Here is a 22,495-nt window from a genome sequence, read left to right on the forward strand (position 1 = left end):
TCGAAAAAAAAGCCTCCAGAGGTTGGAGGCTATTTAATGTGATTCGAACTGGCGTTTAAAGCTGAGTGGCAGCTTTCATCTCGCTGATATAGCGGGCCATTTGTGCTAACAACTGCTCTGGCTCATCGACGTTTTGTTCAATGACTTTGACCACCGCCGAGCCGGCAATAGCACCAGCTGCGCCAGAGCTAATGGCTTCATGAACCTGCTCGGGGCGGGAGATGCCAAATCCCAACAGTGGTTTTGGCGCGTTGAATTGGCTTAGTCGGGCCAATAGTTCACTGACCGGCATACCGGCTTCTGTTTCCGCTCCGGTGACACCCGCGCGGCTCAGCAGGTAAGTGTAGCCACTGCCCAATTTGCCCAGTTGCTCAAGGCTGTCGTCATCAGCATTCGGCGGCGCAATGAAGATTGCATCAACCCCGTTGGCTTTTGCTGCAGCGGCAAATGGCTCGCTCATTTCAATTGGCACATCGGCCACCAATACCGAATCAACACCTGCCTTGGCACATTCGGCATAAAACTGTTCGACGCCCTTGGCAAACACCAGATTGGCATACATCAGCAGGCCAATTGGCAGATCAGGAAATTCTGCGCGGATTGTGGCGATGATTTCAAAACAAGTGATCGGCGTGGTGCCAGAATCCAACGCGCGGATGGTGGCGCCTTGAATGGTTGGGCCATCGGCTAACGGATCTGAAAATGGAATACCCAGTTCAAGGGCATCCGCACCGGCCTTGACCATGGTGCGAATGATGTCCAAGCTAAGCTCAGGATTGGGATCGCCAATGGTCACAAAAGGAACAAACGCCCCCTGTTTTTTGGCCGCCAAAGCTTCAAACATCACATCGTAACGGCTGCTCATGACATCACTCCTTTGTCTTTTAGAATTTCATGAACGGTGAAAATGTCTTTGTCACCACGTCCAGATAGATTAACCACCAGCAGTTGTTCTTTTTCTGGTTCGTTACGAGCCATTCGCAATGCCATCGCCAGCGCATGAGACGACTCCAATGCGGGGATAATGCCTTCGTGTCGTGCCAACTCTTGGAAAGCGTCCAGCGCTTCGTCATCGGTCACCGAATCGTACTCGGCACGGCCGATCGAATTGAGGTAGGCGTGCTGCGGCCCAACCGATGGGAAATCAAGACCCGCAGAGACCGAATAAGATTCTTGCACCTGACCATGCTCGTCTTGCATCAGCGGCGCCCGCATGCCAAAGAAAATACCTTCAGGGGCGTGTTTCAATGGCGCGCCATGCTCGCCTGAATCGATGCCATGGCCGGCGGGTTCAACACCAATCAAGCGGACATCTTGTTCGTCGATAAAGTCGGCGAACATACCAATGGCATTGGAGCCACCGCCAACACAGGCGATCACCGCATCTGGCAAACGACCTTCAACTTGCAGGATCTGCGCTTTGGTTTCTTCACCAATCATGCGCTGAAACTCGCGAACAATGGTCGGGAATGGGTGTGGGCCAGCTGCTGTGCCAAGCAGATAGTGCGCTTTTTCATAACTTGCAGACCAATCACGCAAGGCTTCATTGCAGGCATCTTTGAGCGTTGACGAACCAGAATGAACGGGGATCACTTCTGCGCCCATCAGTTTCATCCGAAATACGTTGGGACTTTGACGCTCAACGTCTTTGGCGCCCATGTACACTTTGCACTTCATGTCCATCAACGCACAGGCGAGGGCGGTAGCCACGCCATGTTGGCCGGCACCTGTTTCGGCGATGATTTCATTTTTACCCATACGCTTGGCTAGCAATACTTGTCCAAGCACCTGATTGGTTTTATGGGCACCGCCGTGAAGCAAATCTTCGCGTTTGAGATAAAGCTTGGTGTTCGTGCCTTTGGTGAGGTTGCGGCAACGAGTCAGCGCGGTTGGGCGACCAGCATACTCTTTTAGCAAAGCGCTAAACTCAGCCTGAAATTCAGCATCGTTTTGGGCGTCAACAAACGCTTTTTCGAGCTGTTTTAGGGCTGGCATCAGAATTTGCGGCACGTACATGCCGCCGAAGGGACCAAAAAATGGGTCAAGTAAGGTTGTCATTGACGCAATCCTTAATAGTGTCGCAGGGCATTGAATACGCCTGCGATTTTGTCGTGATCTTTGATGCCGGGGGCGCTTTCAACGCCTGAATTAAAATCTAAACCGGCACAGTTTAATGCAGCTGCTTGTGCTGCATTGGCAAGGTTTAAGCCGCCTGCAATCATGATGTTGGTTAAATCAACATCTGCTAAAAGCTGCCAGTCAAAGGCTTGACCGGTGCCGCCGCTTTGGTTGCCAATACGGCTATCGAGTAAGTGGCGATCAGCAGGCCATCGTTCAAAATCAGGCACTGCATCGCTGATGCCATGAGCTTTCCAGATTGCTGTTCCTTCGCTCAATAATGGCCTTAGCGTGGCAATGTAGTCACCATCTTCGTTGCCATGAAGCTGCACGGCCGCAAGCTTAAGCTGATTGGCGATGGCTGCGACTTGTTCCGGCGCTTCATCGACGAACACGCCAACATAATCAAGAGACGCCGCCTTGATCACCGCTAGTGCTTGTTCTGGGCTGATACAGCGCGGCGACTTAGCGGCAAAAATTAAGCCGCCATATTTTGCTCCAGCCGAGTAGGCGGCAGCGGCATCCTCTGGCCGAGTCAGGCCACAGACTTTGTGTTCACCCAGTACTAAGTTAGACACGGCGCGGTTGAGATCATCTTGCGCCATCAGCGAACTGCCGACTAAAAAAGCATCCGCAGTGCGATGCAATTCGCGAACTTGTTGATGCGTGTAAATGCCGCTTTCAGAAACGATAATGCGATCGTCTGGAATTTGTTCGCCTAATTCGAATGTTCGATTCAAATCAATGCTCAAATCACGCAAATCGCGGTTGTTGATGCCAATGACTTTGGCGCCCAAGGCAATGGCTCGTTCCAATTCCTCTTGGGTTGACACCTCGGTCAGCACCCCCATACCAAGTTGATGAGCTAAATCGGCAAGCGGCTGGTATTCATCATCAGTGAGTACCGACAGCATGAGTAAGGTGGCATCAGCGCCGTGCAGGCGACCCAGATAAATCTGGTAAGGATCAATAATAAAGTCTTTCAGGATCACCGGCTGAGTAACTTGATCGCGCACTTGCTTTAAGTAGGCCATGCAACCTTGAAAGTACTTGCTATCGGTCAAGCACGAAATAGCCGATGCCCATGGCAAATAGGCTTGAGCGATTTCATCTAAATCGAATGGTTCGCGGATCAGTCCTTTTGATGGTGATGCCTTTTTACATTCCAAAATGAATGCTGGGCTCACCGCTCTTAATGCCTGATAGAAATCGCGATCGCTTGGCGTAACGTCAGCAACAAAACTATCAAGTGGGCGCTGTTGTTTTAGGGTGACTAAGGTGTCGCGTTTATCGGCAACAATTTTGCCTAAAATGGTGTCATTCAACATGCTCATAGTTCCACTTGGCTGGCGCTGGCAAGGCTAGCCAGTGTGGTTAGACCTTGGCCTGAGCTCAGTACACGTTTGGCTTTGGCTGCGCCGCGCTGCAATGTTGGCTCCTTGCCAGCCAAATAAAGTACAGCAGCAACATTGGCAATGATGGCGGCATTGTGCGCTGGTTCGCCTTGGCCAGCCAGAATTTCTTTCGCGATTTCAGCATTTTCCTCGGGAGTGCCGCCGACTAAGTCCTCAACGGCAAATTCTTCCAAGTCAAAATCAGCTGGCGTAATCACTTTCTCTTCGATTTCGCCATGATTAATTTCTGCCACTTGGGTTGGGCCATGCACGGCAATTTCATCAAGGCCTGAACCGTGAACCACCATCGCCCGAGTGACGCCCAGTTGAACAAGAGCCTGAGCAATCGGCAGCACCAAATCTGGTGAATAAACGCCGAGCAGCATCACATCGGGTTGTGCCGGATTAATCAACGGGCCAAGCACATTGAAGATGGTGCGAGATTTCAATGCGCCACGAACCGGCATAGCGTGGCGAATGCCAGCATGATATTCAGGTGCAAAAATAAAGCAGGCGCCGCTTTTATCCAGTGCTTTGGCAGCTACTTCCGGCGGCATTTGAATGTTCACGCCAAGGGTTCTTAGCAAGTCGGCAGAGCCAGATTTGCTCGATACGCTGCGATTGCCGTGTTTACAAACAGTTAGTCCCGCCGCTGCAGCGACTAATACGCTAGTGGTCGAGATATTGATGGTGTTCAAACCATCGCCGCCGGTACCGACAATATCAACCACCTGTCCTTCGGGGCGCGGAAATGAGCGAGCCGCAGCTCGCAGCGCTTGCGCTGCGCCAGCGATTTCATCGGCGGTTTCGCCTTTGATTTTCAGCGCGGTTAGCAAACCTGCCATTAACGCTGGTTCAACTTCGCCTGCAACGATGGCAGCGAAAATTGTGCGGGTTTGCTCGCTGGTTAAGTTGTTACCGGCACAAAGAAGCTCGAAGCACTCTGGCAAAAAATTTGAGTTCATGTGGATGTCCTTATGCTGAAGCTGGATTCGATGCTGCAGACTTAACTGGCGCAGCAAGTGCCCATGCCAGACTTTGATTCAGTAGTTTGGCGCCATCTGTGGTTAATACCGATTCGGGGTGAAACTGCATGCCCAGTACACGCTCATCAGCGTTCATCACTGCCATTGGGATCCCTTGATAACTGGCGACAACCTCGAGGCCGCCAGTGACTCTGGTGCCCATCAACGAGTGGTAACGGGCAACCGGAAGAGGTTGCGGCAATCCACTAAACATGTGCTCGCCACAATGATCGATAGCGGATGATTTACCATGCAGAATGTCGCCAGCAGAGCCGACTTCGCCGCCAAATTGTTCAATCAGTGCTTGGTGCCCCAGACAAATACCAATGATAGGAACGACACCACGCGCCAGAGCGATCAGTTCAATCATGCAGCCAGCTTCATGTGGCGCCCCGGGGCCGGGCGATAGCACCAACACCGGGTTGTCTGGGCAGGCATCAATGGCGGCCATTACTTGCGCTGCTTGCAGATTATTACGGTAAATCGTCACCGGATAGCCTTCCGAGCGAAATTGATCAACCAGGTTGTAGGTGAATGAATCAAAGTTATCTAACAAGAAAATGTGTGCCTTACTCATTGGCCTTCTCCTTGTGTCGATGGTTGCTCGGCGAGTTGCTGATTGGCACAACGCACCGCGTTGATCACGGCTTGCGCCTTATTGCGAGTCTCATCTGCTTCCGATTGCGGATCAGAGTCGTACACCACGCCAGCTCCCGCCTGCACGTGCGCGATCTGATCCTTGACGAATGCGGAACGGATCACGATACAGGTATCCATGGCGCCAGTGCCATTGACGTAACCGACGGCGCCGCCATAACTGCCACGGCGTTGTTGCTCGACCGAGCGAATCAACTCCGATGCTTTGATCTTGGGCGCGCCGGTCAAGGTGCCCATATTCATGCAGGCTTGATAGGCATAGAGGGCATCCAGATCGTGGCGCAATTTACCCACGACCCGTGAGACCAGATGCATTACATGGGAGTAGCGGTCGACCTTGAGCAAATTAGCAATGTGGCGAGTGCCAGGCTCGGAAATTCGCGCAACGTCGTTACGTGCCAAATCAACCAGCATCAAATGCTCCGACAGCTCTTTTTTATCGAGCCGTAATTCAAGCTCAATGCGGCTGTCCAAATCCGGGTTAATGCTGCCATCGTCGTTAAAACCGCGACGGCGGGTACCTGCAATCGGATAAACCTCAACATCGCGGCTATCGGCGCAGAATTTCACCGCACATTCAGGGGAGGCGCCAAACAAAGTGAAATCCTGATCTTGCATGTAAAACATGTATGGGCTGGGATTGCTTTGTCGTAATGCTTGATACGCCAGCAAGCTGTCAGGACAAGCGAGGCTGAAGGTGCGAGACGGCACCACCTGAAAAATATCACCAACAAAGATGTTGTGCTTTAGCTGCTTTACATGGTCGCGGAAGGTGGCATCGTCCATGCTTTCGGCAACATCAGAATTGTTTGGCGCAGCACTTGTGGAGCCGAAGGATTGCAATGTTGCGTCGTTGGTTAACTCGGCAATGGCCTCAATACGAGGGGCCAGTTGAGCGATAACTTTGTCGGCGTGTTCGCCGCCAAAGACGGTCGCGACCAAATGACAATGCTGATTCACATGGTCCAAGTGCAATAAGGTTTCAGCCAAATAGAACACAAAATCAGCGCAATCGTTCACTCCTTGTGGCACTTGCGGCAGTTGCTCGACGCTGGCAATCAGATCGTACGCAAACACACCACCAAGGAAAATGGCGTTGGGTTCATCCGAGTCGGTAGTGATTTGATTAACGATGGTTCTTAGTGCATCAAATGGTGACGCTGCTTTCAGTCGCGACTCTTCATCCAAGCCCAATGCTGGTATATCGAATTGGGCTTCTATGGCATCGCCAGCGCATGATGTGGTGGCGATCTGGCTTAACTGTTCGGTTAGAAAGGGCAGTAAGCTGCGGCCATTATCGGTAAGTGCGGTGATACAAACGGTTCGTTCGTTGCACTCTAATCGTAATGCCGCGTCGATCAGCATCAAGCTTTGGGTGTGTTGCTTGGAGTCAATTTCGGCGGATTCAAGCAGCATGCTGTTGCTGTGTTGATTGCGGCCGCAAATTCGCGAATACAAGGCGAGTGGATCGGCTTGATAGCTAAGCGAGCGGGTGACTACATGAGCCTGGCCGATGGCTAAAGAATGGTGCTCAGTCATAGTGCCTCCTGAGCCGATTGCCGCAGCGGCAATGTCAATGTGATAAACCGTTTCATCTCTGCAATTCCTTATAATTGGTTACTGCGCGATAACCAGCAGAGTCAAGGTACAAAAAAGCCCGCTCTGGCTGGAGCGGGCTTTGCGATTCGTTAATTTCAGGCAATCAAAACTCAACGCACAACCCGCAAGGGACGTGCCACCACCAGTTGGTTACTTGAGTGTTTGCTGCAAAAGTCATTGCTAACGCCTGAATCTTTTTTGTGGGTGTTATTGGTACGTGATTGACCAACTATTGTCAAGAGAAGACTGGCCTGAGGAGCAATTACGGCATAAAACGGCATAAAAAAAGATGCCAACTGTTAATTGGCATCTTTGTCGTCGGTGTCATGGATATCGACTTGGACTAATCCTTGATGCTGGTTAGCAGGTGAAGCCCAAGCCATGTCACCAGCCAACCTGCTAGTGGCAGACTCCACCAGACCAGTAATTCGACCGGTGACAACATCAGGGTTATTCGCCTGATTCGTCAGTTTCGACCATGGTTTGCAAGCTGGCCCAAACTTGTTCTAGTTGGCGAACAGAACTTTCTTTGATGTCTGCGGCCACTTGCTCAGCAACTTCCATAGCAACTTCTGTGACCGTCTCGGTCAGATCGTTAGCCGAAGCCGCAGGTGCGAAAGCAGTTGAAGCCAAAGTTAATCCAGAAATAAGTGCGATTTGAATGCGTTTCATGATTTCTCTCCAGTACCCTTTCCTGTCTGTTGCAGGGGTGTGGGTTAGTGTTAGTTTCCAGTGACACCGCTGTGCTTCACTGCGTTACACAACCAGTAATTCAAGCTGTGTGCCAACTTGGTTAAAATTTTTAACGTATTGTTTTAATTATTGTTTATTTTGGTTGGTTAGTTTTTTTGAAATTGTAACGAGTGCCTTGGGCGGGATGTGTTAGTGAAAATAACTAGCGAGTTGGTGATTTTCACAAGTGCTGATAGTGCAACATAGCCGAACCATGAGTGCTGTATGCTGTTCTCATCAAATCGCTTGGCAGGTTTTTGTTACTGCGGTTACCATCGCATTTTGATTTCAGCCAAAGCTGAGCCATCACTAAACCGGACCAACAGCCAATGAAGATTGATTTGCATTGCCACAGCACATGCTCTGACGGCACCTTAACGCCGCAGGAGTTGCTATTGCGTGCCAGCAACATGCAGGTTGATGTATTGGCGCTGACCGATCATGACTCGGTTGAGGGCGTTGCCAAACTTCGAGAAGCGGCACAAGCGGTAAAGCCCCCCATCCAAATTATTAATGGTGTCGAGATCTCCTGTGCTTGGCACGGGCTCGAAATACACATCGTCGGTTTGCACTTTGATTTGCAGCACCCAGCAATCACTGAGTTATTGGGTCAGCAGGCCGAGCGACGCTTGACCCGCGCCATGACGATCGCCGCTCGTTTGCAGCGCAAAGGGCTGGACAACTGCTGGTCTAAAGTATCGGCGCTTGCCCAAGGCGGGCAAGTGACGCGCTCTCACTTTGCCCGCTTGCTGGTCAAAGAAGGTTGGGTAAGTTTGGAGAAAACCGCCTTCAAAAAATATCTGCGCAAAGGTCGCAATGCCTACGTTGCGCCACCTTGGTGTTCGATCCCCGAGGCAATTGCGGCAATTCAAGCGGGCGGCGGCCGAGCGGTGCTGGCACACCCACTGGATTACCAACTGGCTGGCAATTGGCTCAGCAAATTATTGGATGAGTTTAGTGATGCTGGCGGCGATGCGATTGAAGTGGCACAATGCCAGCAAACACCGGCGCAACGCCTGAAGTTGGCCGAATTAGCCAGACAGTACAATTTGCTCGCCTCGCAGGGTTCTGATTTTCACTTTCCTGCAGGGCGCCGAGAGTTAGGCCGAAGCCTTGAACTCCCAGCAGATTTAACCCCAGTGTGGGACGGCTGGTTGACAGCAAACGAGGCGTGAATAAAACAAAAGGATCCCGGCCATGAGTCAATTTTTTTATGTGCATCCCGACAACCCACAAGCCCGACTAATCAATCAAGCGGCAGCGATCATTCGCAATGGCGGCGTGGTAATTTATCCAACTGATTCGGGCTATGCCATTGGTTGTCATATTGGTGATAAGAAAGCGTTAGACCGCATTTGTCGTATTCGAAAAATCGATAAAGACCACAACTTCACCTTGGTTTGTCGCGATTTATCTGAGTTGAGTTTATATGCCAAGGTAGAGAACTCTGCTTTTCGCGTTATTCGTAATAACACGCCTGGCGCTTATACTTTTATTTTTAAAGCGACCAAGGAAGTGCCTCGCCGGTTATTGAATCCGAAGAAGAAAACCATTGGTATTCGAGTGCCGGATAACACCATTGCGTTGGCGCTGCTCGAAGCCCTTGGCGAGCCGCTGATGTCGACCACCTTGATCTTGCCAGACAGCGATGTTGCCGAGTCCGATCCGGAAGAAATTCGTGATCGCTTGGAGCATCAAGTGGATCTGATCATCAACGGCGGCCACCTTGGCGAATCGCCAACGACAGTCGTTGATTTCAGTGATGATGAGCCGGTTATCGCACGAGTTGGGCAGGGCGATCCTGACGTGTTTGCCTAAGCCATGAGCGAGGTTGCGTCGTCGCAAACAACACCCTCTAGTCTGGCGGAATCGTCTGTTCAAAGCCCGACGCAACAACAGCCCTTGCCGCTGGGCTATGTCCGCGGCGAGGCATTTACCGACCAGCCTCAAGATCTCTACATTCCACCTGAAGCTTTGGCCGTTATCCTCGATGTATTCGAAGGGCCAATGGATTTGCTGCTGTATCTGATTCGACGCAATAAGCTCGATATTCTTGATTTGCCGGTACTTGAAATTACCGAGCAATACATGGAATACATCGCCCTGATGGAAGAGCTAAAGCTGGAGTTGGCTGCTGATTACCTATTGATGGCGGCATTATTAGCTGAGCTAAAATCGCGCATGCTATTGCCTCGCCATTCAGACGATGAAGCAGAAGAAGCTGACCCACGAGCAGAGTTACTGCGGCGCTTGCAAGAATACGAGCTATTCAAGCGCAAAGCCGAGGAAATTGAACAGCTGCCGCGCAATGAGCGAGATTTCTTTTGCGCCAAAGCCGATCTTGATGACACGGTGAAGCCGACCAAACTGTCGCCAGATGTGGAATTAGAGGATCTGATGATGGCATTTGCTGGCGTCGTCAAACGGGCGCAGGCGTTTGATCATCACCATGTTGAGCGCGAAGCCTTATCGACGCGCGAACGCATGACTCGGGTGTTGGAAACGTTACAGCACGGAAAGTTTGTCAGCTTCGATCAGCTATTTGATGTCGAAGAAGGTAAGGGCGGCGTGGTCGTGACCTTCTTGGCGATTTTGGAGCTGGCTAAAGAGCAGCTGTTAGAGCTAACTCAGGCCGAACAGTTTGGCCAAATCCATGTTCGAGCGAAGGCTGCGTGATACAACTCGAATCGTTTGTATGAAGGGTTCTATGGTTTGTTGTGAGAGACGCCGTAAAATCATCCCTGATGGCTCTGCTGCTGCATCCATGCAGCAGAAGCTCACACAACAAACCATAGAACCCTTCAACGTAAGCTCTTGGCCTTCTATAGTGAGTTCGAAGTTTGCTGGCGATTGCTTGGGCTACATAACTAAAATAGCCGATTGATTAGGCTAGTTAACTAGAAATAACTGTAACGATGAAACCGGAGTCATCAGCAGAAAATGGCAAAACCCATTAACGACGAACAACTTGCCCAAATCATCGAAGCGGCCTTGTTTGTTGCAGATCAACCGATGACGCCGGTGGCATTGCGTGATTCGGTGTTGCAGCAATTCGCGGTGCCATTGCCACGGATCCGCGAAGCCCTAGAGCGGCTCAGGCAGGATTATTTATCACGAGGGGTGAACTTAATTGAAGTGGCGTCGGGATTCCGTTTTCAAACCGCGCCGGTGGTCAGTGAACAAATCGCCCTCATGTGGACCGAACGCGCGCCACGCTACTCCCGAGCAACGCTCGAAACCTTGTCATTAATTGCTTATCGCCAGCCGATCACCCGAGCTGAAATTGAAGACGTGCGCGGCGTGTCGGTGTCGTCGCAGATCATGAAAACCTTACAAGAGCGCGGTTGGATTAAATCGGTTGGTCATAAGGAAGTGCCGGGCAGGCCATCCTTGTGGGCAACAACTGCTGAATTTCTGGATTATTTTGGCCTCAAAAGCCTCAGTGATTTACCCGAACTTGAGATGCCTGAAAATGCTCGAGAGCTGGCGCTGGCTAACGAATATCCGTTACTTAATGAGGTTGAAACGAGCAAAAAAACTGAAGCCGAGGATCAAACCCAAAGTGCCGACGCAGATGTTTCAGTTGCTGAACAGGCGATAGTTAAAGACCTAGACTGATTACTTGATGTTCGTATCAAAATGATACACACTGTCATTCACATTGAATTGGCGCTTTGCCGGATCTGAATAGGGAATTACAGTGACACTGGAACAAGTTAACTTCTCGCAAAAACAACGTCTTGCCTATATCGATTTCAAATTACTCTTCACTGGTTATGTGACCCGCAGCGAAATCGTCAATCGCTTTGAGCTGGGATTAGCCGCCGCAAGTCGCGATTTGTCGCTCTACAAAGAGCTAGCGCCGAATAATATGGCGTATGACAACGCCGAGAAAAAGTACTTTATCACCAACAAATTCGCTCCGATTTACCACCACGATCCGCGCACCTCATTGATGAAAATTGCCTATCAGATTTCTGATGGTTTCGATGCTGTTGGCGATGTTCAATTTCCGGTTACCGCACCCACTCAGCTTAACGTGCCTGATATTTTTATTGTCGCGCGCTTATCCCAAGCAGTGATCAACAAACGCCCTGTACGGGTGACCTACACATCGCTAAGCAGCGGCACCAGTGAGCGTGAATTGGTACCGCACACCATTGTCGATAATGGCTTGCGTTGGCATGTCAGAGCCTATGATCGCAAAACCGAATCGTTCCGAGATTTTGTTGTCACTCGCTTGAGCAAAGTGGAAGTGCTGGCAGAAACCATCGATGAAGTTGAAACGTCGAGCTACGACACCCACTGGCAAGCGCCGTTGACCTTGGAGCTAGTGGCTCACCCAGCCAACATCAAGCACCCGCAGGCCATTGAAATGGATTACGGCATGGACAACGGGGTATTAATGATTAATACCAAAGTCGCCCTAGCCGGTTACCTATTGCGCCGCTGGAATGTTGACTGCTCCGGCATGGCGAGCTTGCGTGGGCCGGAGTATCAGCTGTATTTGCGGAACAGCAAAGTGCTTGACGGCATTGAAGAGCTGGCTATTGCGCCGGGCTACCAACTGCCTCAACGCTAGTTTCGCAATCTGTGCAGTTGCTGGAGCGCCGCAACCAAGCAACTGCAGCCATCAGCGCCAGCGCAACTAATGCGGCAGCGATAGAGCCCAACATCGCGTGTTTGAATCCCCAGTACTGGGCCAGCAAGCCGGCCAATGCTGTGCCTGCCATCATGCCGCTGCGCATTGCATTGGTGTAAAAAGCAGAAGCAAAACCCAAACGCGCAGTTGCTGCATCTTGGATCAGACTGATCCCCAAGCCTGCGAAAATGCCAAAATAAATAGCGTTGAGAGCCTGCAGTGCAAATAGCTGCAATGGCGATTCGGCAAACTGCATGCCGATGTAGAACAGCAGGGCAAAACCAAAGCCCAAGGTGAACATGCGGTAATGGCCGAATCGGCCTGCCCAGCGAGGAACCAACAACATAATCGGAATTTCCAAACCAGCGGTCAGGCCCATGAGCATACCGGGTAATGACACCGGCAGGGCAAGTTCTTCGGTAAGATAGAGCGGCAGAGCGGTCAGATACAAGGTGTTGGCGAGGTTGCCGACTAACATCACCGCGCCAAGCAGCCACAACTCCAATGAAAGTGGCACCTTGGGTTGTTCCGTTGATGCTGACTTTTGTACCGTGGTTGCCTTTGGCAGGCACGTCCACGCCATCACAATGACCAGTAAGCACAGCATGGCTGATAAGTAGAAATTAGCCGAAAATCCAAACCAATCGACTGCCGTGAAGGCAATCGTTGGGCCAATAATCCACACAAGCGATACCCCCGATCGCATCTGGGAGTTGAGCGCCACGCTGTTTTTACCACTGCTGTCGGCATAGCTGCGGATCATCGCTAGCATCAACGGAAAGCTGGCACTAGCGCATCCCATTAACACAACGCCCACCACCAGTGCTTGCCAGAAATTGGTGACGTTTGCAAAGGCGATACCGGCTAATAATGCTGCCGTCATTGAGATCGTGAACAAGGGCAGGCCAGATTTGCCGCGGTCGAGTAATCCCCCAAGGAATTGACTAAGCAAAATACCTGAAAGGGCGGTGGCGATGGTGTAAATGCCAATATAAGACGGTGGCGCTTGCAAATGTTTAATAAGGAAATAGCTCATAATCGGCATGATCAGGCTATAGGACATCGCCGTGAGGCTATTCACCACGAAAAGTCGACTAGCATCACCACGCAGCGACGCCAGTGCAGAGAGAAATTTTGTTTTCATTAAAACTGCCTGAGCTGTGACAATAGCTCAAAAGAAAAATGTGAAAGAAAGCGCATACATTTTATTTTGATTTGGTTGGTTTGCAACCAAAAACTGTGTTTGTTCATCGCTTCAAATCACGTTTAGATTTGTTTTTTGTGGTGTGAGCCGCCACCAAGTATCACTATCCGGTGAAGCCAAATTCACAAAGCGATAAAGAAGGCAAGTCAACGTTCAGACGCCGTAAATACTTCCATGTAGGCTCGGCGCTGGCTTCCATGCCAGCGACGCTTCACTATAGCCTTGTCATCTTTATCGTATTCAATGTGTGAGGGGTAGTTAAAAGTAGTTTGCCGGCTGAAGCACCTCTCAGTGATACTTGCTGCTTGCTCTCCGGAGTAGAACAGTCACCCGAACATGCTGAGTAATGAGCTATTCGTCATCTACGAAGACCTTCTGCAGCAGGGATGCTGCGGTAGAGCTTACATGGGACAAATTTGCAAATTTGTCGCGCAGGCAGGAAGCCGAAGCGGGGCTTTGCAGAGGGCAGGAGCCCGGCAGCAAAGTATTTACAGCGTGTCTGAGTGGTTAATGAATAGCTTATTGCTCTTGCTTTGGATTTTACTAGGGCACACAAGCCACCAAGTATCACTATCCGGTGAAGCCAAATTTACAAAGCGATAAAGAAGGCAAGTCAACGTTCAGACGCCGTAAATACTTCCATGTAGGCTCGGCGCTGGCTTCCATGGCAGCGACGCTTCACTATAGCCTTGTCATCTTTATCGTATTCAATGTGTGAGGGGTAGTTAAAAGTAGTTTGCCGGCTGAAGCACCTCTCAGCGATACTTGCTGCCTTCTCTCTAGAGTAGAACAGTCACCCGAACATGCTGAGTAATGAGCTAATCGTTATCTGCGAAGACCTTCCGCAGCAGGGATGCTGCGGTAGAGCTTACATGGGACAAATTTGCAAATTTGTCGCGCAGGCAGGAAGCCGAAGCGGGGCTTTGCAGAGGGCAGGAGCCCGGCAGCAAAGTATTTACAGCGTGTCTGAGTGGGTAATGAATAGCTTATTGCTCTTGCTTTGGGTTTTACTAGGGTGCAGAAGCCAGCAAGTATCACTTTTCGGTGATGCTCAAGTCCATCCATGGAGCGCTCTGCATCCGGCATCCATGCCGGATGAAGCACCTCTCATTGATACTTGCTGCCTGCTGTGAACTATCAATGGCCTTTTATGGTAAGCGGGATAAATAGTTCCACAACAAGCTTCTGCTGCAGGACGCAGCAATAGAGCCATCAGGGATGATTTTACGGCGTCTTGTTGGGGAACTGTTTGTCTCGGTTGGAACGCTATGACTAACAAGTATTGCTAGACGAAGTTAATCGCAAAACTTGAAGGCGATGAGTTGTTCATTAGCCATGAAGGCCTTCCGCATCATGGATGCTGCGGTAGAGCGCAGAAACACTCGATTAAATCGGCGGGGTGCTTGGCTAAAACACCGCAACTCGGCCATTGGCGAGTTCAACACGTTCAACTTGATGCTGCCAGTACTGGGCGATGGTATCTGTGTCGAGTACCGCTGATGGCGTGCCTTGTGCAACTAGTTTACCGCTTTCAAGCAATGCACAGTGATCGCAATACTGCAACACTTGATTCAAATCGTGGAGCACAGCAAGGACTGCAAATCCCCGTTGATGGGCGAGCTTTTGAGCGAGCGCTAAGATCTGGTGCTGCTGCCCCAGATCTTGAGCTGAAGTCGGCTCATCAAGAAGCAGTAGCGGTGTCGTTTGTGCTTGGCTCAGCTGCAATAAAACTCGAGCCAATTGCACCCGCTGACGTTCGCCGCCAGACAGAGAAGGAAACGAGCGCTTAGCAAATCGCAGGCAATCGGTTTCTGCCATCACCTGCTCGATGGCCCGCTGGGCTTGCTGTTTTGATAAGGTCAGCGGGGTTAAACCCAAGGCAACCACTTCCTCCGCGGAGAATGGAAAAGTCAGCTGACTTTGTTGCGGCAATACGCCAACGTGTTTAGCCCGCTCCAATGCAGGCCACTGGTTAATTGGTCGGCCATGTAATTCAATTTGTCCTGTGGCGCGAATGTCGCCACTAATCGCCTTTAACAAGGTCGATTTTCCAGCACCATTCGGGCCTAACAGCGCACTTAGTTCGCCGCCGTTTAGGGTTAGCGTGTCGATATCCAGCAACTGGCGATGGCCAGCGCGATAGCTAATATTCGTCACGGTTAACATGTTAGCTCCACTGTTTGCGCTGTTGGATCAGTAACGCGAGGAAAAACGGCGCGCCGAGCAAGGCGGTGAGCAAGCCAACGGGTAATTCAGCAGGTTGCACCACAGTTCTCGCCAGCAAATCGGCCACCATCAGTAACGCGGCTCCTAGGAGTCCCGATAAGGGCAGCAAGGACCGATGATTGGGGCCTGTCGTTAAACGGACTAGATGTGGCACCACCAAGCCAATAAAACCGATGATCCCCGCGCAAGCCACAGTCACACCAACGCCAACAGCTGTCAGGACAATTAATTCCAGCTTGAGCCGCTCTACGGCGATCCCTAAATGACGCGCTTCGGCTTCGCCTAAAAGCAGAGCATTCAGTGCGGCTGCGCGTGATTGAAACGCCACTGCTAAGGCAATAGCAGTGGCCAATGCCAACCATAAACTTGCTGAATTTGCGCCAGTTAATGAGCCCATTTGCCAAGTTGTCAGCTGGCGCAAGCTTTGATCGTCAGCAAAGTAGCTTAAAAAGCCAATCGCAGCCCCAGCAAACGCAGCGATGGCTACGCCTGCCAACAATAAAATCAAGACTGAGGTGCCTTGTTTAGATTGCGCCAAGCCATACACCAATAAGGTCGTCAGTAACCCCATCACAAATGCGCTGGCAGGAATGGTCCAAGCGCCCCAAGCTAGTGGGAACAACACAATCGCGACGATGGCACCAACCGCGGCGCCCGAGGACACACCGATAATGCCAGGATCGGCTAACGGGTTGCGAAACAGCCCCTGCATCACGGCGCCACACTGAGCCAGAATAAACCCAACAAACAGCGCTAGTAGCAGACGGGGTAAGCGCAATTCCATGATCACGACTTGTTCGTGGGGGGCAAGTTGACTCATTGGCTGTTGCCAGCCAGCCACATGATCAACCAACGTCAGCAAGCTCTCTTTAGCGGGCAATGTCATGGCGCCAGAGATCAGCGACACCATCATCCCGATAGCAATGACCAGAAGTAACGACGTGGCGGTATAGCGTGTTGGCCAGCGCATCAGTGAGCTGCCGTCACCAGTTGTTGCAGGCGCAGCGCTTCGTCAATTGCGCCAAGGCTCAAACCTGCGACCAGAGTGGCGCCATTGACCGAATAGAGACGTTGGTGTTGGCCTGCTGGGGTGTGTGCAAGAACAGGGTTGGCAGCGAGTAGATCGGTAACGGCTTGTTGTGCCGAACGTCCGGCAACCAGAATGACCGTCGGCGCCATGCTTAGTAAGGATTCTGCCGATACATTACGATAATTGTCGTAGTCAGCGACATTAGCTGCGCCCATTTGTTGGATCAGCGCATCACCAGCGGTGCCAACGCCGGCCAGACGCAATTTGGCAGGATCCATTGCCAGAATAAACGCAACTCGATGATTGGCCAAAGGCGTTTGCTGTAGTTGAGCTTGTTTGCTGTCGAGCTTGGCAAGCAATTGTTGCCCGCGCTCGGGCTCGCCTAGTGCCTTAGCGGCAGCTTGAATGTTACTGCGCAGCTGCGTCGTTGTCAGCGCGCCGGGGAGTTGCAACAGGGCCACATTGGCTTGTTTCAGGGCCGCTACCGTTTCCGGTGGCCCCATGTGTTCGCTACCAATGACGGTTGTTGGATTGAGGCTGAGCAAACCTTCTGCCGACAGCGCTCGGTGATAGCCAATATTGGGTAATTTAGCGGCGCCCTCCGGCAGTTTGCTGGTGACATCGATGGCAACTAATTGATCGAGCAAACCAAACTCCACAACCAAGCTGGTGGCGGCTGCATCGGTGGCGATTAGCCGGTGCTCCTCGGCTTGGGCAGTCGTCGCTAAGCTAATCAGCGAACCTAAGCTAACAAACGACATCAATATTAGCGGGCGGATTTTGGCAATCATGGTTGTTGTTCCATCAAAATTTGAGTGTTGGTGATTTGTTGTTGATTCAATAAAGCGAGTAATTTCAATAGCGGCTCAACATCGGCATTGCGATCAGCGGCAATTGTCACTTGCTGATCTGCATTGGCCAACAATGGACTTAATGCTTGTTCAAACGCTGCCCAGGACTCATAGCCTTGCTGATTTATCGCGAACATGGGGCTGTTCGGCTGTATCGCAAGAGTGAGACTGTGATGGTTGGCTGATGCTGGCGCAGCCTGATCGGTGGTTGGAATATCGACCGGTAGCGACAATAGTCGTGCATTGGCGGTTAACAGCAAAAACACCACCACAATAAACACAATATCAATCAATGGCGTCAGCTCGAGCTGAGTGCTCATTGGTGCTTGTTGTTGGGTTTTGATCATGCCAGCGCCTCGGTGCCAACCCCATCGATTTTCAAGCTGGAGATATTGATGACGTACTCGGCACGTGACACTAGTTTATCGACCCACAGTTGGAATCCGTGGGCGCCAAGCATCGCTGGCACCGCAATAATCAAACCGGCAGCGGTGGTTTTCATCGCCATACCCAAGCCTTCGGCCAGCATTGCAGGCTCAATTGGGCCGGCGTGTTCGCCGATGGTGTCAAATACTTGAATCAAACCAATCACAGTGCCAAGCAGGCCCAATAACGGCGCAACTAAAGATATGATCTGTAACACCCGAATACCGGCGGCGAGTTTACGCTGCTGGCCACTTAGCCAAACGGCGACGATTTCCTCGCGTAGCGCTTTGGCTTGGTTGCTGTGGCTTTGCAGCAAGGCAATACCCCGATTTGATAAGGTTCGCTGGGCGCTGCGCATGCTCAGAATGAGCAAGCGCTCAATGATGATCATGGTGGCTAGAAGGGCGCACAACATCAACGGCAAGGTCAGAGGGCCAAGTTGCCCGTGCAAGAATGCGTAACTGCTCATAATTGTTTTCGCTTGGTTATTGCAATGAAAATTCGATCGGAATTCGGACCCTAGAAGCCATGGCCAAGCCATTGACTTGGTGCGGCTTAAAGCGCCAGCTACCGACTGCCGCCAAAGCCGACTCATCAAGTACGTTTAGGCCCGAGCTTTGGCTAATGGTGGTTTGCGTTTGCTGCCCTTGCGCGTCGAGCCACACATCTATCCATACCACGCCTTGCTGACCCCGTTTGCGGGCTATGGTTGGGTAGCGCGGAGGGCTAGGGGGCGCGGCAAACAAAGGCTCGACCAAGACCGGTTGCTGGTGCGCTCCGCTGGCCTGATGATTAGCGGCAATCGCCGTTTGCTGTTCGTTACCGACATCGCTTTTCGTGACTTTCTCGATTTCAACCATTTCCTCAGTTACCTCAGTCAATGGTGGTGTCTCGGTGGTGGTAGCCGATGGTTCGTTGTTGGCGATTAGGACTGCTTCTTGCTGCTCAGTAGTTTGCTCTAACGGTGTTTCTACCGGTTCCGCAGGTTGCTCGAATAGGGCTGCTGACGTGACTTCAGCGGCGCTTGGCTCAGCTACTGGTACAGGCTGAGCGTTCGCGGACGCTGGCTGTCTAGCAACAGGTTGGGGAGCAGCAACCATATTGACTTGGACGGATACCGCCGAGCGGATCCCCATTGGTGATGACAGTGGGGCAGGTGTGACATCCATGGATACCCAAAACAAGCACAACAAGGCGGCTGTGATCATCAGTGCGCGGCCACTTAACAGTGGCCAGTTTCGTTTCAGGTATACCGTCATGTCGATTTGTCGCTATAAAACAGTTGGTTAACAAACGCTATCGGTTGTGCTCGGAAGCAGTTACAGGTCGTACTCGGGCTATAATAACGAAAGAAATAAATAATGCAAATGAGAACGATCCGTATTTACATTATTAAATATAGCCGTTAGCATTGCCCGAAATTGCTCCTCAAGAGAGCAACCAATGAGCGGTATGTCATTGCCGCCGCTGAATAATGCAAGCCAGTAATCTGTATTCGAAAGTTTTTGGGATAGTTATTTTTGGGATAGTTATGAACGTTAAACCGTTAGCACTTTGTATCAGCACCGCGTTGTGTGGTGTGGCCGTTGCCGCAGATGAGCAAAACGCCGCTGCAGCGCCAGCCGAACAATCGGTCTTTGAAGTGAATGCTGTGGTAGTGAACGCCACTCGTATCGAGACTTCACTGGATGAGGTTACTCGCCCAGTTGCGGTTGTTAATAAAGAAACCATTGAAACCATTCAGCCGCAATCGGTCGCTCAAGCTGTTGCTTATGAGCCTAACATTACCGTCAGTGGCGGCCCGCGTGCCAATAACCAAAGTGTCAATATCCGTGGTTTATCGGGTAATAAAGTTTTGCAAACCGTGGATGGCGTCCGTCAGGTATTTGAATCTGGGCATCGGCCAACTTACTTTTTTGACCCTGAACTGCTGACCAGCGTCGAGGTGGTTAAAGGCCCTGCGAGTAGCTTGTGGGGATCGGGCGCTGTCGCTGGTGTGGTATCGCAAAACACCGTGTCTGCCGGCGACCTGTTAGCGCCAGAGCAAACGATTGGCGGTTTTGTTAAAACCGGCTTCAATGACAACAACGATCAGTCCACTACCACCGCCGCAGTAGCAGGGCGCACCGATAGCGTCGATCTATTATTCAGCGCCTATTACCGTGATTCCAACGATGCCGAATTGGGTAACGGCCAATCATTAGTCGGTTCGGGCTCTGAGGACAAAGGCATGCTGGCCAAAGCACAATGGCAGCTTGATGATGCCCAATCACTGGAATTCAATTTCCGCGCGGCTAACGTCGAAGGGGCAGTGCCATCGAATGCATCTGCCGATCCAAACGGCAGCTCGAACTTTATGATCGGGCGCGATCAGGACACCATGAACGCGGCGTTGGATTACCGCATTAATACCGCCTCGCCACTGCTCAATGCTCAAGTCATGGCGTACTGGAATAGTGTTGAAATGGACGAAGAGCGGCTCAGTGATGGTCGCTCAGACAACACTGAACTGGATGTTTACGGCCTCAATATCAACAATGTCTCGCAAATTGGCGATGTTACCTTGTTGTACGGGATTGATGGTCATCGTGAGGAATTTAGCGCTGATCGCGGCGGTGAAAATAGGCCGATTCCGCCTGATGCCGACACGGATATTTTTGGTGGCTTTGTGCAAGCGAGTTATCCCGTTGCTGATGGTTGGCGAGTGGAAGCGGGCGTTCGCTACGACTACTTTTCAACCGAGGCGAAAAACCTAGGTGACGATCGCTCTGATAATGATATCAACCCATCGGCAGCCATCATCTGGCAAGCGCAAGATTGGTTGGAGCTGACGCTGCGTCATGACCGCGCTTTCCGGGCGCCAAGTTCTGAGGAACTTTACTCCACCGGCTACCACTTTTGTATGTTCCCAGGCTTTTGTAACAGCTTTGAGCCCAACCCAGATCTGAAACCTGAACAAGCCGCCAATACTGAGTTAATGGCCAAGGCCGAGTTCGCTGGGGTGTTTGGTAATGATGATTCTTTGCACATTCAATCTTCGGTATTCCAGAATAAAGTCGATGATTTCATTCAACAAATTGTGACGGCACCGGCCTTTGGTCCACAAATGGATCCGGGTAAAACCTATTGGTACAACGTCAATGAAGCGACCATCAAAGGCTTTGAGATCAGTGCTAATTATGCTTATCAGGCGTTTAAAGCCAGTTTGGCGTACGGCATTGTCCGCGGCGAAGATGATCACTCTAACGACGATCTGACCAATATCCCGGCCGATACCCTGACCGCCGATCTGAGCTATGGCTTCTTCGATAGCCAGTTGACCACCGGTGTCCGTATCACCCATGCCAACGATCAAGACAAAACTAAGTACGAAGCTAACACCGATGGCACCACCTACGATGGTTACACCGTTGGTGATTTGTACGTCAGTTACAAGCCTGCCGCTTGGCCGGCGGTCAAGGTAGATTTAACCGTCAACAACATTAGCGATCGCCATTATCGTCAAGCGTGGAGCGAGCTGGACGAAGTTGGCCGAGAAGTGATTTTGTCTGCGAAATACAGTTTCTAAACCATTATGTAATTAGCCCCCGCATGTGGGGGCTTTCTGTCGAGGTAGTTATGACCGAACAAGTCTCCCCACAAGCTGAGCAAGCCACCGTTCTTCCTGGTAGTCAGGCGCAGGCGCTGATGACCGAATTAGCGTCATGGCGCAACACCACCACTATTGTCATTGTGGCTGGTTGTGTCTTTGAATTTAAGGGAGTTTTTCCTGCCGGCAGTATTGCAGAAGGGTATTACAACTTAGCGCTTGGCGAGATGGGTTTTAGTGGCCACATTAAGTTGCAGGCGATTGCGTCGATTCGGCTGATTGAGCGTAAGCACCGTGGCACCGACAGCTTTGCGTTTGTGTTTGAAGACCGCAAGGGCCAACCAATCTTCAAGGTATATCTGGGGCGCGATGATCAACACGTCATTCACCCTGAACAACTCGAACAATTCCAACAAATAAAAGCCAATGGCTTACAACCTAATTAATGATCTGGAGAGACCATGACGAGTGAACGAATTGCCGGCCGCGTCGGCCCGGAAATTAAACAATTACTGGACAGCCGCAAGAGCTTGTTTTTGTCGTCAATTACCAAAGATGGCGCCCCTTACGCATCTTATGCGCCATTTGCCATGGGTGACGAATGTTTCTACGTGCTGCTCAGTGAAATTGCCGTTCATGCGGTGAATTTGCAAGTGAATCCAGTGGCATCTGTGTTGGTGATTGAAGATGAAGACAGCGCCAACGAGTTGTTTGCTCGGTTGCGGGTTAACTATCAGGTGGAGGCCCATGTGTTGCCGGTTGATAGCGACGAGTGGCAGTTCGGACTCGATCAACTCACAGGCCGCCATGGCGAGTTAGTGAGAAATCTTAGCCAGTTAGGCGATTTTAAAATGTTCCGTTTGGAGCCAATTAGTGGCCGCTTTGTGAAAGGCTTTGGGCGCGCGTTCTCGTTTTCAGGTAAAGGACTGTTAGGGGAGCAAATTGAACACATGCGCGATGGCCACAAAAAGCGCGAGCAAGCCGAGGCGTAATCGCGCCAAT

Annotated in this window: 22 protein-coding genes; 8 read left to right on the plus strand and 14 right to left on the minus strand. The window is 51.2% G+C overall.

Annotated elements, in window-relative coordinates; translation table 11 throughout:
• Window positions 1-55: 55 nt before the first annotated feature.
• The 7 genes from trpA to IC617_RS17955 form a co-directional block, all read right to left on the minus strand.
• A complete protein-coding gene (gene trpA, locus IC617_RS17925; protein ID WP_224746117.1) occupies window positions 56-865 on the minus strand; it encodes a tryptophan synthase subunit alpha in 810 nt (269 codons plus the stop codon).
• Complete coding sequence (gene trpB / locus IC617_RS17930; protein ID WP_191146365.1) at window positions 862-2,058, minus strand: tryptophan synthase subunit beta; 1,197 nt, start codon at window positions 2,056-2,058, stop codon at window positions 862-864. Before trpB ends, trpA begins: the two co-directional genes overlap by 4 nt.
• Before the next feature lie 11 nt (window positions 2,059-2,069).
• Window positions 2,070-3,452: a bifunctional indole-3-glycerol-phosphate synthase TrpC/phosphoribosylanthranilate isomerase TrpF gene (gene trpCF, locus IC617_RS17935; protein ID WP_439651283.1), complete on the minus strand. Its 1,383-nt coding sequence runs from the start codon at window positions 3,450-3,452 to the stop codon at window positions 2,070-2,072.
• Entirely contained in the window at window positions 3,449-4,477 is a 1,029-nt protein-coding gene (gene trpD, locus IC617_RS17940; protein ID WP_191146366.1) for an anthranilate phosphoribosyltransferase, read from the minus strand. Before trpD ends, trpCF begins: the two co-directional genes overlap by 4 nt.
• Before the next feature lie 10 nt (window positions 4,478-4,487).
• Window positions 4,488-5,114 (minus strand): aminodeoxychorismate/anthranilate synthase component II, encoded by a 627-nt coding sequence (locus tag IC617_RS17945; protein ID WP_191146367.1) that lies wholly within the window; start codon window positions 5,112-5,114, stop codon window positions 4,488-4,490.
• Window positions 5,111-6,733 carry an anthranilate synthase component 1 gene (locus IC617_RS17950; RefSeq protein ID WP_191146368.1) on the minus strand — a complete coding sequence of 541 codons (1,623 nt, stop codon included), beginning with the start codon at window positions 6,731-6,733 and terminating at the stop codon, window positions 5,111-5,113. The genes IC617_RS17945 and IC617_RS17950 overlap by 4 nt, the downstream gene beginning before the upstream one ends.
• Window positions 6,734-7,243: 510 nt before the next feature.
• Window positions 7,244-7,465 carry a hypothetical protein gene (locus IC617_RS17955; RefSeq protein WP_191146369.1) on the minus strand — a complete coding sequence of 74 codons (222 nt, stop codon included), beginning with the start codon at window positions 7,463-7,465 and terminating at the stop codon, window positions 7,244-7,246.
• A gap of 389 nt (window positions 7,466-7,854) precedes the next feature.
• Here IC617_RS17955 and IC617_RS17960 point away from each other — a divergent pair, with 389 nt between their 5' ends.
• From IC617_RS17960 to IC617_RS17980, 5 genes are all read left to right on the plus strand, one after another.
• Window positions 7,855-8,700: a PHP domain-containing protein gene (locus tag IC617_RS17960; RefSeq protein ID WP_191146370.1), complete on the plus strand. Its 846-nt coding sequence runs from the start codon at window positions 7,855-7,857 to the stop codon at window positions 8,698-8,700.
• A 22-nt stretch (window positions 8,701-8,722) separates the two neighbouring features.
• A complete protein-coding gene (locus tag IC617_RS17965) occupies window positions 8,723-9,343 on the plus strand; it encodes an L-threonylcarbamoyladenylate synthase (protein ID WP_191146371.1) in 621 nt (206 codons plus the stop codon).
• A 3-nt stretch (window positions 9,344-9,346) separates the two neighbouring features.
• On the plus strand, window positions 9,347-10,201 hold the full coding sequence (locus IC617_RS17970; protein ID WP_191146372.1) for a segregation and condensation protein A: 855 nt from the start codon (window positions 9,347-9,349) through the stop codon (window positions 10,199-10,201).
• Window positions 10,202-10,465: 264 nt separating this feature from the next.
• Window positions 10,466-11,143, plus strand: a complete 678-nt coding sequence (gene scpB, locus IC617_RS17975; RefSeq protein WP_191146373.1) for an SMC-Scp complex subunit ScpB — start codon at window positions 10,466-10,468, stop codon at window positions 11,141-11,143.
• Window positions 11,144-11,225: 82 nt separating this feature from the next.
• Window positions 11,226-12,107, plus strand: a complete 882-nt coding sequence (locus IC617_RS17980; RefSeq protein ID WP_191146374.1) for a WYL domain-containing protein — start codon at window positions 11,226-11,228, stop codon at window positions 12,105-12,107.
• Here IC617_RS17980 and IC617_RS17985 read toward each other — a convergent pair.
• From IC617_RS17985 to IC617_RS18015, 7 genes are all read right to left on the minus strand, one after another.
• Complete coding sequence (locus IC617_RS17985; protein ID WP_191146375.1) at window positions 12,073-13,311, minus strand: sugar efflux transporter; 1,239 nt, start codon at window positions 13,309-13,311, stop codon at window positions 12,073-12,075. The two genes, IC617_RS17980 and IC617_RS17985, sit on opposite strands and share 35 nt — an antisense overlap.
• Window positions 13,312-14,778: 1,467 nt before the next feature.
• Entirely contained in the window at window positions 14,779-15,537 is a 759-nt protein-coding gene (locus IC617_RS17990; protein ID WP_191146376.1) for a heme ABC transporter ATP-binding protein, read from the minus strand.
• A gap of 1 nt (window position 15,538) precedes the next feature.
• Window positions 15,539-16,567: a FecCD family ABC transporter permease gene (locus IC617_RS17995; RefSeq protein ID WP_191146377.1), complete on the minus strand. Its 1,029-nt coding sequence runs from the start codon at window positions 16,565-16,567 to the stop codon at window positions 15,539-15,541.
• The gene (locus IC617_RS18000) at window positions 16,567-17,418 is read right to left on the minus strand and encodes a heme/hemin ABC transporter substrate-binding protein (RefSeq protein WP_191146378.1); all 852 of its coding nucleotides are present in this window, start codon (window positions 17,416-17,418) and stop codon (window positions 16,567-16,569) included. Before IC617_RS18000 ends, IC617_RS17995 begins: the two co-directional genes overlap by 1 nt.
• A complete protein-coding gene (locus tag IC617_RS18005; RefSeq protein ID WP_191146379.1) occupies window positions 17,415-17,825 on the minus strand; it encodes an ExbD/TolR family protein in 411 nt (136 codons plus the stop codon). Before IC617_RS18005 ends, IC617_RS18000 begins: the two co-directional genes overlap by 4 nt.
• Complete coding sequence (locus IC617_RS18010; protein WP_191146380.1) at window positions 17,822-18,373, minus strand: MotA/TolQ/ExbB proton channel family protein; 552 nt, start codon at window positions 18,371-18,373, stop codon at window positions 17,822-17,824. The genes IC617_RS18005 and IC617_RS18010 overlap by 4 nt, the downstream gene beginning before the upstream one ends.
• Before the next feature lie 16 nt (window positions 18,374-18,389).
• Window positions 18,390-19,163: an energy transducer TonB gene (locus IC617_RS18015; protein ID WP_191146381.1), complete on the minus strand. Its 774-nt coding sequence runs from the start codon at window positions 19,161-19,163 to the stop codon at window positions 18,390-18,392.
• A gap of 272 nt (window positions 19,164-19,435) precedes the next feature.
• On the opposite strand from IC617_RS18015, the gene IC617_RS18020 reads away from it, so the two are divergent.
• Genes IC617_RS18020 through IC617_RS18030 form a run of 3 tightly spaced genes read left to right on the plus strand, consistent with a single transcriptional unit; the run spans window position 19,436 to window position 22,485 of the window.
• A complete protein-coding gene (locus IC617_RS18020; protein WP_191146382.1) occupies window positions 19,436-21,472 on the plus strand; it encodes a TonB-dependent hemoglobin/transferrin/lactoferrin family receptor in 2,037 nt (678 codons plus the stop codon).
• A 50-nt stretch (window positions 21,473-21,522) separates the two neighbouring features.
• A complete protein-coding gene (gene hutX / locus IC617_RS18025; protein WP_191146383.1) occupies window positions 21,523-21,939 on the plus strand; it encodes a heme utilization cystosolic carrier protein HutX in 417 nt (138 codons plus the stop codon).
• Window positions 21,940-21,954: 15 nt separating this feature from the next.
• Entirely contained in the window at window positions 21,955-22,485 is a 531-nt protein-coding gene (locus IC617_RS18030) for a pyridoxamine 5'-phosphate oxidase family protein (RefSeq protein ID WP_191146384.1), read from the plus strand.
• Window positions 22,486-22,495 lie beyond the last annotated feature (10 nt).

This window comes from Neiella litorisoli (assembly GCF_014773395.1).
GTDB lineage: Bacteria > Pseudomonadota > Gammaproteobacteria > Enterobacterales > Neiellaceae > Neiella > Neiella litorisoli.